The 10992-nt window shown below is 76.9% G+C and carries 6 protein-coding genes; all 6 read left to right on the top strand.

The window, feature by feature from the left end:
• Positions 1-57: 57 nt before the first annotated feature.
• Positions 58-1653: an SDR family NAD(P)-dependent oxidoreductase gene (locus GPJ59_RS38670; protein ID WP_219670277.1), complete on the top strand. Its 1596-nt coding sequence runs from the start codon at positions 58-60 to the stop codon at positions 1651-1653.
• A complete protein-coding gene (locus tag GPJ59_RS26825) occupies positions 1646-6637 on the top strand; it encodes a type I polyketide synthase (protein WP_219670276.1) in 4992 nt (1663 codons plus the stop codon). The genes GPJ59_RS38670 and GPJ59_RS26825 overlap by 8 nt, the downstream gene beginning before the upstream one ends.
• Positions 6621-6959 carry an acyl carrier protein gene (locus GPJ59_RS26820; protein WP_258024963.1) on the top strand — a complete coding sequence of 113 codons (339 nt, stop codon included), beginning with the start codon at positions 6621-6623 and terminating at the stop codon, positions 6957-6959. Before GPJ59_RS26825 ends, GPJ59_RS26820 begins: the two co-directional genes overlap by 17 nt.
• Positions 6960-6974: 15 nt before the next feature.
• Entirely contained in the window at positions 6975-7865 is an 891-nt protein-coding gene (locus GPJ59_RS26815) for an alpha/beta fold hydrolase (RefSeq protein ID WP_219670275.1), read from the top strand.
• Positions 7862-9169 carry a glycosyltransferase gene (locus tag GPJ59_RS26810; protein WP_219670274.1) on the top strand — a complete coding sequence of 436 codons (1308 nt, stop codon included), beginning with the start codon at positions 7862-7864 and terminating at the stop codon, positions 9167-9169. The genes GPJ59_RS26815 and GPJ59_RS26810 overlap by 4 nt, the downstream gene beginning before the upstream one ends.
• Positions 9166-10992: class I SAM-dependent methyltransferase (locus GPJ59_RS26805; RefSeq protein ID WP_219670273.1), on the top strand; the 1827-nt coding region annotated here is incomplete at its 3' end. The genes GPJ59_RS26810 and GPJ59_RS26805, both read left to right, overlap by 4 nt.

The following is a 10992-nucleotide window of genomic DNA, read 5'->3' as shown; positions in this document are numbered from 1 at the left end:
AAGGACAGGGGGTAGGGCGCCCGGGGGGGCCCGCCCGCGGCGGGGTGCCCGGGACAGGTGCTGGGCGGACGCCGGTTCGCCGTGGTCGAGGACGGGCTCGGCGTGGCACCGGCCCTCGCGGCCCTGCTGGAGCGACACGGGGCGAGGGTCCGCACGATCGGCCCCGAACAGCTCACGGCCGCCGGCCCCGAGGGGCTGGACGGGCCGGGCGAGCCCGAGGGGCCGGACAAGCCGCACCGCCTCGTCGGGGCCGGTCCCGACGGGCTCGACCGGCTCGGAGGCCCCGATCGCCCCGACGGGCCCGAGGACCTCGCCGAGGTCGACGGGCTGATCGACCTCAGCGCGCTGCGGCCGGCCTCCGGTCCGGTCCTTCCGGAGATCTTCGCGCGCCTGCGCCGTGTCCTGACGGGCGGCGCGCGATGGCTGGTCCTGGTCACCGGTTGCGGCGGCTCCTTCGGCCGGGACGGCGTGTCCGGTCCCGACCCGCTGCCGGGTTCGGGCCTGCGCGGCTTCGCCCGGAGCGCGGCCCTGGAGTACCCGGGAACGCTCGTACGCGCCGTCGACACCGACCCCAAGGACAGCCCGGAGCGGATCGCCGCCCAGCTCCTCGCTGAGCTGTGCGCCGCCGAGGAGCCCGTCGTGGTGGGGTACCGCGACGGCGCCCGCCAGCTGCTCCGTACCGTCGAGGCTCCGCTCGGTGACGCACCGGCGGCGCCGGCCCCCACCCCCGGTGCGGTGGTCCTGCTCACCGGTGGGGCGCGCGGGATCACCGCGCGGGTGGCCCTCGCCCTGGCTCGGGCCACGGGGTGTCATATCGAGCTCGTGGGCCGTACCCCGGCCTCTGCGCAGGAGGGCGAGGACCCCGCGCTGGCCCATGCGCAGGACCGGGTGGCGCTGCGTGCCGCGCTGATCGCCCGGGGACTGCGGACCCCGGCCGAGATCGAGGCCGCCGCCTCCCGGGTGCTGGCCGCCCGTGAGGTCCGCGCCACCCTCTCCGCCCTCACGGAGGTCGCCGCCTCGGTGCGCTACCACTGCGCGGACGTCACCCAGGAGGCCGCCGTACGGGCCGTGGTGGCGGACGTCCGGGCCCGGCACGGGCGCCTCGACGGCATCGTGCACGGTGCCGGCACCCTGCGGGACGCCCTGCTCGCGGACAAGGACGCGGCCTCCTTCGCCGAGGTGTTCGCGACGAAGGTGGACGGCGCCCGTCATCTGGCCGCCGCGGCCGCCGACCACGGCTCCGGCCCCGCTCCGGCCTTCCTGGCCCTCTTCGGCAGCATCGCCGGAGTCCACGGCAACCGCGGTCAGACCGACTACGCCGCCGCCAACGACGCGTTGGACACCCTGGCCCACGCCTGGACCGCGGCCGGCTTCCCCGGCCGGGTGCTGGCCCTCGACTGGGGCCCGTGGGCGGCCGAGTCCGGCGGCATGGTCGGCCCCGAGCTGGAGCGCGCGTACACCCGGCGCGGCATCCCGCTGATCCGTCCCGACGCGGGCGCCGCCGCCTTCCTCGCCGAACTGGCGTACGGCCGCGACACCCAGGTGGTGCTGCTGGCCCCGGACCCGGAGGACGGGCGCACGGAGGACGGGCACGCGGCGGACGGGCACGCGGCGGACGGGCACGCGGCGGGCGGGGGCCGGGCCGATGGCTGAGCTGCGGCGCGGGCCGCGTCCGACCGACGCGGCGATCGTGGGCATGGGCGCGGTGTTCCCGGGCGCCCCCGATCTGGCGGCGTACCGGCGCAATCTCCTCGCCGGCACCGACGCCATCACCGAAGTACCGCCCGGGCGCTGGGATCCGCAGGTGTACTACGACCCGCAGGGCGCCGCGGGGCCGGCCCGCAGCGACCGCTTCTACTGCCGCCGCGGCGGGTTCGTGGACGGGCTGGCGGTCGTCGACCCGGCCCGGTTCGGGATCATGCCGAGTGCGGCTGAGGGGGCCGAGCCCGACCAGTTGCTCGCGCTGCACGCGACCGCGGAGGCGGTGCGCGACGCGGGCGGTGAGCAGCGGCTGCCGGCGGACCGGTCGCGGGTCGGGGTGATCCTGGGGCGCGGCGGGTTCATGGGTGTGGCCACGGCCCGGCTGGACCAGCGGGTACGCACGGCCCACCAGCTGGCGGCCACCCTGCGCGAACTCGCCCCGGAGCTCGGTGAGGAGCGGATCACGGCGGTACGGGCGGCCTTCCAGGAGGCGCTGGGCCCGGAGCGCCCGGACGCGTCCATCGGACTGGTCCCGAGCTTCACCGCGGCCCGGATCGCCAACCGGATGGACTTCCACGGGCCGGCGTACACCCTCGACGCGGCCTGTGCCTCCTCGCTGCTCGCCGTGGACCAGGCCGTGGGCCTGCTGGCGTCGGGGCGCTGCGACCTGGTGGTGGCGGGGGCCGTGCACCACTGCCACATCGCCACGCTGTGGAGCGTGTTCACGCAGTTGCGGGCGCTCAGCCCCAGCGAGCGCATCCGCCCCTTCGACCGGCGCGCGGACGGGACGCTGCTGTCGGAGGGCACGGGCGTGGTGCTGCTCAAGCGGCTGGCCGACGCGCAGCGGGACGGCGACCGGGTCTACGCCGTCGTGCGCGGCGTGGGCGTGGCAGGCGACGGCCGGGCCGCGAGCCTGATGAGTCCGCTGGTGGACGGTCAGGTACGGGCACTGGAACGGGCCTGGCGGGACGCCGGACTGGACCCGCAACAGCCCGACGCGCTGGGCCTGTTGGAGGCCCACGGTACGGGGACCCCGGTGGGCGACGCCGCGGAACTCGCCACCCTCGGGCGGGTGTTCGGTCCGGCGTCACCAGGGCCGGCGGCGCCCGGGTCGGCCGCCGGCCCGGTCGCGCTCGGTTCGGTGAAGTCGATGGTGGGGCACACCATGCAGGCCTCCGGGATGGCCGGACTGATCAAGGCGGCGCTCGCCGTGCACGAGGGGGTGCTGCCGCCGACCCTCCATCTGGAGGAGCCGCACGCGGAGTTCGCGCGGACCCGGATGCGCCCGGTCACGACCGCGGAGCCGTGGGACCGGGCGCGCGGGGCGGCGCCAAGGCGGGCCGGGGTGAACGCCTTCGGGTTCGGCGGGATCAACGCGCACGTGGTGCTGGAGGAGGCACCGGCCGTACGAGCCCCGGCCGCGCCGGCCCCCACACCCGTACCCATACCCGCCCCCGCCCCCGCACCCGCACCCGTGAGGCGGTTCGTTCCACCGCCCCCGGCGAGGCGGCGGCCCCGCACAGGAGTGGGTGGTCCGCCGCCCGGCCCCGGAGCGGGGGCGGGGGCGGGGGCCGCGTCGGAATCCGGGGCGGAGGCCGGGCGCGGGCGGGATTCCGTACTCCTGCTGAGCGCCGGGAGCCCCGAGGAACTGGGCCGGCGGCTGGAGGGCGCCGAGTCGGCCGCTCCGTACGCTGACGATGCGGACGGCATGCCGGAGGACGGCGGGCCGTGCCGGCTGGCCCTGGTCGGGCCCACCGCACAGCGCCGGGCGCTGGCCGCCCGCGTCGTCGCCCGTGGCCGCGCCTGGCGGGGCCGGGGCGACGTGTGGTTCACCCCGCGCCCCCTGCTCGGCCCGTACGCCGAGCAGCCGGGCGGACCCGGCGGCGGCCGGGTGGCGTTCCTCTTCCCCGGCCTGGAACCGGAGTTCGCGCCGGAGGTCGGCGACGCGGCGGACCGGCTGGGCCTGCCCCGGCCGGTCCTGACGGGCGGCGGCGAACTGATCGAGCGCGCCCTCGACGCGATCGCCGTCGGCCGCTTCTTCGCCCGCGCGCTGCCCGGGATCGGCATCGAGCCCGATCTGCTGGCCGGGCACAGCCTCGGCGAATGGGCGGCCATGGTCGCGGCCGGCATGTACCCGCAGGAGGCCGTCGACACCTTCCTCGACTCGCTGCGCCCCGGGGCGCTCAAGGTCCCGGACCTCGTGTACGCGGCGGTGGGCTGCGGGGCCGGGCGGGCGGCCGGCGCCCTGCACGGGCTGGACCGGGTGGTGGTCAGCCACGACAACTGCCCGCACCAGGCGGTGGTGTGCGGTGCGCCGGAGCAGGTCTCGGCCGTGCTCGGGCGGCTGCGGGCCGAGGGGGTGCTGGGCCAGGAACTGCCCTTCCGCTCCGGGTTCCACACGCCGATGTGGGAGCCGTACCTGGGCCAGGTCAGGGCGGCGTTCGACGGGCTGCCGCTGCGCGCACCGCGGCTTCCGGTGTGGTCGGCGACGACCGGCGCCCCGTACCCCGCCGACCCGGCCGGGGTGCGGGAGCTGGTGGTCCGCCACCTGCTGGAACCGGTGGACTTCCGCGGCCTGACCCTGCGGCTGTACGAGGAGGCGGGCGTACGGGCCTTCGTCTCGGCGGGGCCGGGCAGCCTGTCCGGGTTCGTGGAGGACACCCTGCACGGCCGGGACCACCTCGCGGTGAACGCGGCGCTCCCCCGGCTCGGCGGCCTCGCGGGCCTGCGCCGGCTGGCGGCGGCCCTGTGGACGGAGGGGCTGTCCCCCTCCTGGTCCCGCCTGCTGGACACCGGGGCCGCCGCCGCGCCGTCCGATTCCCGTGCCCGCGCGGTCCCTCCGGCCCGCACGGACACGGGAACGGACACGGGAACGGACACGGGAACGGGAACGGTCCTGGATCTGGGGTCGCCGCTGGTGCGGCTGGGCGAGACGGCCCGGGCAACCTTGGGCACCGCGGTCCTCGGCACCCCGATCCCCGGTACCACGGTCCTCGGCACCCCGGTCGCCGGCGGGCCGGTCCCGGGTGCGGTCGTGGCTCCCGGCGGTTCGCAGCCCCGGCTGCTGTCGGCGCTGGACGCGCTCCTGGCCGAGACCCGCAGCGCCACGGCCGCCGTCACCGAGGCCTGGACCCGCGCGGCCGGGCGGAACCCCGCCGCCGACTGCCCCGCGCCCGCACCACGGTCACCAGGTCCCGGCGCGGACGCAACCGCGGACGCGGGCACGGGCACGGCCGCGGGCACGGACGCAGACGCGTACGCGCAGCCGTACGAGGAGACCCGGACCCTGTCCCTGGAGACCATGCCGTACGTCCGCGACCACTGCGTGTACCTCCAGCCCGACGACTGGCCGGAGGACGCGGACCGGTTCCCGGTGGTGCCCATGACCACCATGCTGGAGCTGGCCGCCGGGGCCGCCCTGCGCACGACCGCCCCCGGATCGCCCGCGGCCGTCGTGGGCTACGACGAGATGCGCGCCCTGCGCTGGCTCCCCGTCGCCCCCGCCGCCGAGGTGCGCATCAGCGCGACGCCCGCGGGCCAGGGGCGGGTGCGGGTGCGCATCGGGGACTGTGCGAGCGTCACCGTCCTGCTGGCCGCGAGGCCTTCCGCTCCTCCCCCACCCCCCGACCCGGCCCCACTCACGGCGGAGGAGCGGGCTCCGGTCAGCGCCGAGGCGCTCTACCGCGACCGGTGGATGTTCCACGGCCCCCGGTTCGCCGGGGTGCACGAGGTCACTTCCGTCGGCGAGGACGGCATCCGCGGTGTGCTGCGCGCCCTGCCCGCGCCGGGGGCGCTGCTGGACGCGGCCGGGCAGCTGCTCGGGCACTGGATGCAACTGCGGCTCAGCCGGGACCGGTTGGTGTTTCCCGCCACCCTGGAGCGGATCCGCCTGTACGGGCCGCCGCCGCGCGAGGGCGCGCTGCTGACCGCTACGGCCCGGATCCGTGAGGTCCGCGCGGCGTCCGTACGTGGCGACGTCGAACTGCGGGCCGCGGACGGCTCGGTGTGGGCGCGCCTGGAGGACTGGACGTACCGCAGGTTCGCGGCCGACGAGCGGGTCTGGCCGATGAAGTTCACCCCGGAGGTCTGGGGGATCGGCGAGGCGCAGCCCGGCGGCTGGTGTGCGGCGGCCCGGCGGTGGACCGACCCGGCCTCCCAGGAGCTGGTGATGCGCCGCTACCTCGGCGCCGTCGAACGCGCGCAGTACGAGCGGACGGGCCCCCGCGCCCGGTCGGCCTGGCTGCTCGGGCGGATCGCCGCCAAGGACGCGCTGCGCCAGCACCTCTGGGAGGGCGGCGCGGGGCCGGTCTTCCCGGCCGAGGTGACCGTCGGTAACGACCCGTCGGGCCGCCCGGTGCCCGGTGGCCCGGCCGCCGGCCTGCGGCTCTCGCTCGCCCACAAGGACCTCCTCGCGGTCGCCGTCGCCCGGCCGGCCGGCGCCGCCCCCGTCGGTATCGACGTCGAGACGGTGACCGAGGACCCCGACGCGCTGTGCCGGATCGCCCTCACCGCGGACGAACTCCTGCTCGCCGAGCGGCTGGCGGCCCGTGACGGGGGCGGCCTGCCCCGGGCGCTCACCGCACTGTGGTGCGCCAAGGAGGCGGCTGCCAAGGCGGAGGGGACCGGGCTCGCCGGGCGGCCCCGGCAGTGGACCGTCACCGAGGACCCGGTCCGCGGCGGGCTGTGCGTCCACTCCCCCGAGGGGCGCCGCCGTCCCGTACGTACCGCCGTCCTCGACGTGGCGCCCCGCCCGCACGCCCCGCCGGTGGCCCATGTGGTCGCCTGCACCACCGATCCGGCCGGTCCGGCGGGTCCGGCGGGTCCGGCGGGTCCGGCGGGATACGCCGACTCTGCCGCCCCCACCACCCCCACCGCCCCCACCGCTCCCTTCGTCCTCTCACCCCCCACGGAGACACGTCATGACCATGACTTCTGAAGAGACCCGCGACACGCTCGCCGAGATCACCCGCATGCTCGTCGAGATCGTCGGCGACGAGTTCCTCCTGGCCGACGAGGTGACGATGATGACGACGTTCAACGAGGACCTGGCCCTGGAGAGCATCGAGTTCGTGGCCCTGGCCGAGCGCCTGCACGAGCGGTACGGCGCGGAGGTGGACCTCATGGGGTTCCTCGCCGAGAAGGACATGGAGGCCATCCTCGCGATGTCGGTCGGCGACCTGGTCGCGCACATCGACCGGGTCACCCGGGCCGCGCTCGGTTCGCGGGCCGCCGGTCCGCACCCGGCGCCGGCCGCCTGACCGGGGTCCGCCGCCATGGCCGAGATCCTGGTGAACTCCCTGCGCTTCCACGTGCAGCGCCTCCCCGCACCGGCGGAGGCGGAGGCGGACAGGGCGGGCCCCGGCCCCGCCGTGGTCTTCCTGCACGGTCTCGTCGTCGACAACCTGTCCAGCTTCTACTGCCCGCTCGCGGTCCCCGTGGCCCGTGCCGGGCACGAGGTGGTCCTCTACGACCTGCGGGGCCACGGCCTGAGCGAGCGCCCGCCGACCGGGTACGACAGCCGTACCGCCGTGAGTGACCTGGTGGCCCTGCTCTCCGCCCTGGGCCTGGCCCGCCGGCCGGTGCACCTGATCGGCAACAGCTACGGCGGCACGCTCGCGCTGCACACCGCGCTGGCCCGGCCGGACCTGGTCGCGGGACTGACCCTCCTCGAACCACCGTTGAGCGGGGCCTGGGTGGAGAACATGGTCGACACCCTGTCGGTGGCGGCGCTCAGCCTGGAGGACAGCCCGGTGTCCGCCGAGCTCTCCTCGCTGCGGCTGCGCAAGGCGGCCAGGCTGACGGCGGTCGCCGACGCGCTGCTGAACCACACGTCACTGATCGACGACATCGCCGGCGGCCGGACCTTCGGCCCCGCGGACTACGCCCGGCTGAGCTGCCCGGTGCTGACCGTGTGCGGAGAGCACTCCGAACTGGTGCCGGGCGCCCGGGAACTGGCCGGATACGCGCCCGACTGCACGCTGCGGATCCTGCCCGGCCTCGGTCACGACGTGCTCAAGGAGAGCAGCGGGGTCCTGCGGGACGCGGTGCTCGGCCACCTGGCGGCGGTCCGGGACGCCCGCCGCGACGCGGGCCGGGACACGGCCCGGGGCGCGGTCCGGCTCGGCGGGATCCGGCTCGGCGAGAGGGGAGCGCTGGTCCCGTGAGGTTCCTCTTCGTGGTCCCGCCGCTCGTGGGACACGTCAATCCCACGCTCGCGGTGGGCGCAGAACTGGCCGCCCGTGGCCACGAGACCGCGTGGACCGGACCGCCGGAGGTCCTGACCCGGCTGCTGCCCGCGCACACCCGGCTGTTCCCCTCGGGCGGCGCGCCGGGCGACGCGGCGGGCGACGCGGCGGGCCGTACCGCGGCGGACGCGACGGGCGACACGGCCGGCGGCGCAGCGGTCACCGGACCGGGAGGCTACGCGGCGCTGCACGAGCACTGGCGGGACCTGCGGGGAGTGGCAGCCCTGCACTTCCTGTGGAGCCGGGCGCTGATCCCGCTCGCCCGGGCCATGGTGCCGGGAGTGGAACGGGCCGTCGAGTCCTACCGGCCGGACGTGGTCGTCGCCGACCAACAGGCCCTGGCGGGCCCCCTGGTGGCCCGGCGGCTCGGCGTGCCATGGGCGACCTCGGCGACCACCTCGGCCGAGTTCACCCGACCCTTCTCCGGCTTCCCCAAGGTCGGCGCGTGGGTGACGGAGCAGATCGCGGGCCTGCTCGCGGAGTACGGGGCCGGAGCGGGGGTGGGTGCGGGTACCTCTGTGGGAAGTTGGGACCCGCGGTTCTCCGACCGACTGGTCCTGGTCTTCTCCACGCCCGAACTCATCAGTGCCGGCGAGGACTTCGCCGATGAGGGCGGCGCGGCACGGTCCGGGGAGCGCTTCCCGGCGCACTACGCCTTCGTCGGGCCCGCCTTCGGGGCCCGTCCCGGCGCCCGGGACTTCCCCTGGCGCCGGCTCGACCCGGACCGCCGCCGTGTCCTGGTCTCCCTGGGCACCCTCAACCGCGAGGCGGGCGCCCGGTTCTACGCCTGCGTGCTGGACGCCGCCGAACAGCTCAAGGACCGGGTGCAGCTGGTGCTGGCCGCGCCCGGCGCCCTGACCGGACCCGTGCCGGACCACGTACTGCTGCGGGACACCGTGCCCCAGCTCGAACTGCTCCCCCACCTCGACGCGGTCGTCAGCCACGGTGGGCACAACACCGTGTGCGAGGCGCTCGCCCACGGACTGCCCCTGGTCGTGGCACCGATCCGGGACGACCAGCCGATCGTCGCCCAGCAAGTCGCCGCGGCCGGGGCGGGTGTGCGCCTGCGCTTCGGCCGGGCCCGCGCGCAGGACCTGTGCGAGGCGATCACCGCCGTCGTCGACGACCCCGGCTACCGCCGGGCGGCCCGGCGGATCCAGACCTCCTTCGCCGCGGCCGGCGGTGCCGCCGCCGCGGCCGACCGGTTGGAGAAGCTCATATGACCTCTGCGCTGCCTCCCGGCCGCGGCCGCTGGCTGTCCGTCGCGACGCTCGTCGCCCTGGGCGCCGGCACCGTACGGGCCCGCCGCCGGCTGCACGCCCTGCCGGTGCTACCCGTGCCACCCGTACCACCCGTACCGCCCGCGGCGCCCGCGTCGGCCGGCCCGAACGCCACGCAGGCCGCGCTCTCCGCCCCGGCGGTCGGCCCGTACCGGCTCATCGCCGCCGAAGGGGTGGCCGTGGGTGAGGACGTCCTGCGCGCCGCCCGCGCCCATGCGGAGCACGAAGGGCTCCAGGTGCTGGAGCTGGTTCCGTACGACCTCGACGCCGAGCGGGCCCTCGGCCTGCTGCGCCTGGTCGACCCGGCCGGCTACCGGCGGGACCGGCTGGCCGCCGGCCGCGGGGCGGGCTTCGCGCTCCTGGCGACCGGGGACGTGCTCGACCGGGCGGCCGTCGACCCCGGCGTACCCCGCGGGGTCCCCGAACTCCTCGCGCTCGGCCGCCGTCTGAAGGAGTACGCCTGCGACGCCACCGACCTGGCCGTGGCCCCCGGCCTGTCCGTCACCGAGCCCCGGCCGGACCGCCGGGTGGAGGAGCTCCACGCCCAGGGCCTGCCCCCGGGCCTGCTGACGGCCGCCCAGCTCGCGGGCCTGGCGCTGCTGGCCACCGGGGCGGTCCGGCACGGCCGCTGGGGCGCGGCGGCCGCCGCCCTCTACTGGGCGCAGCCGTACCTGGTCCTGGGCACCGGCGGTCCGCTGCACCCCGCCGGTCTCGCCCGGTCCACCGCCGCCCGGCCGGTACGTTCGCTGCGCACGGGACTTCGTACGGCCGCGGGGGCGCGCATCGCCGCCGCGGTACGGGCGGCCCTCGGCACGGACACCGAGCGCGCGGCGCGGTACGCGGCCGAACTCGCCTCCGGTACGGACCGGTTCTTCGAGCCGCGGCGGCCCGACTGCCCCTGGTGCGGGGCGGCCGATCCGAGCGTACGGGTACGGGTCCCCGACCTGCTCCAGGGCAAGCCGGGCCTGTTCACGCTGGAGCAGTGCGGGTCCTGCGGGCACGTCTTCCAGAACCCCCGACTGACCCCGGAGGGGCTGGACTTCTACTACCGCGACTTCTACGACGGCCGCGGCGGCGAGGGGGCGGGCGTGGTGTTCGGCCGGCTCGGGGAGGCGTACCGGGCCCGGGCCCGGATGCTCGCGCCCTTCGCCTCCCCCGCCTCCTGGCTCGACGTCGGCACCGGGCACGGTCACTTCTGCGCGGTCGCCCGGGACATCTGGCCGGCCACCCGCTTCGACGGGCTGGACATGGGCGACGGGGTCCAGGAGGCCGAGCGCCGCGGCTGGGTCGCCGCCGGCTACCAGGGGCAGTTCCCCGAACTGGCCGCCAAGCTGGCCGGGCAGTACGAGGCGGTCAGCATGTACCACTACCTGGAGCACACCCGCGATCCCTTCGTGGAGATCGATGCGGCCGCCACCGTCCTTGTCCCGGGCGGGCACCTGCTGATCGAGCTGCCCGATCCGCAGTCGCGGATGGCGCGGCTGCTGGGGGCGCACTGGCTGCCGTGGTTCCAGCCCCAGCACCAGCACCTGATGCCGGTGGCCAATCTGCGCCGGGCCCTGGCCGAGCGCGGCTTCACGGTGGTCGCCGAGGAGCACGGCCGGGCCCACCAGCACAACGACTTCGTCGGCGCCCTCGCCCTCACCGTCAACCGGATCGCCCCCGACCCGGACACGCCCTGGGCGGCCGCCGTCGCGGGCGGACCCGAACCCGGCCGCCTGCGCCGTACGGGCCGCCGGGCGGTCCGCGCGGCCGCCGTGCCGGGC

It is taken from the genome of Streptomyces bambusae (assembly GCF_019400985.1).
Classification (GTDB): Bacteria; Actinomycetota; Actinomycetes; order Streptomycetales; family Streptomycetaceae; genus Streptomyces; species Streptomyces bambusae_A.
Note: the sequence above shows the minus strand (reverse complement) of the source record. Positions and strands in the feature narration are given on the sequence as shown.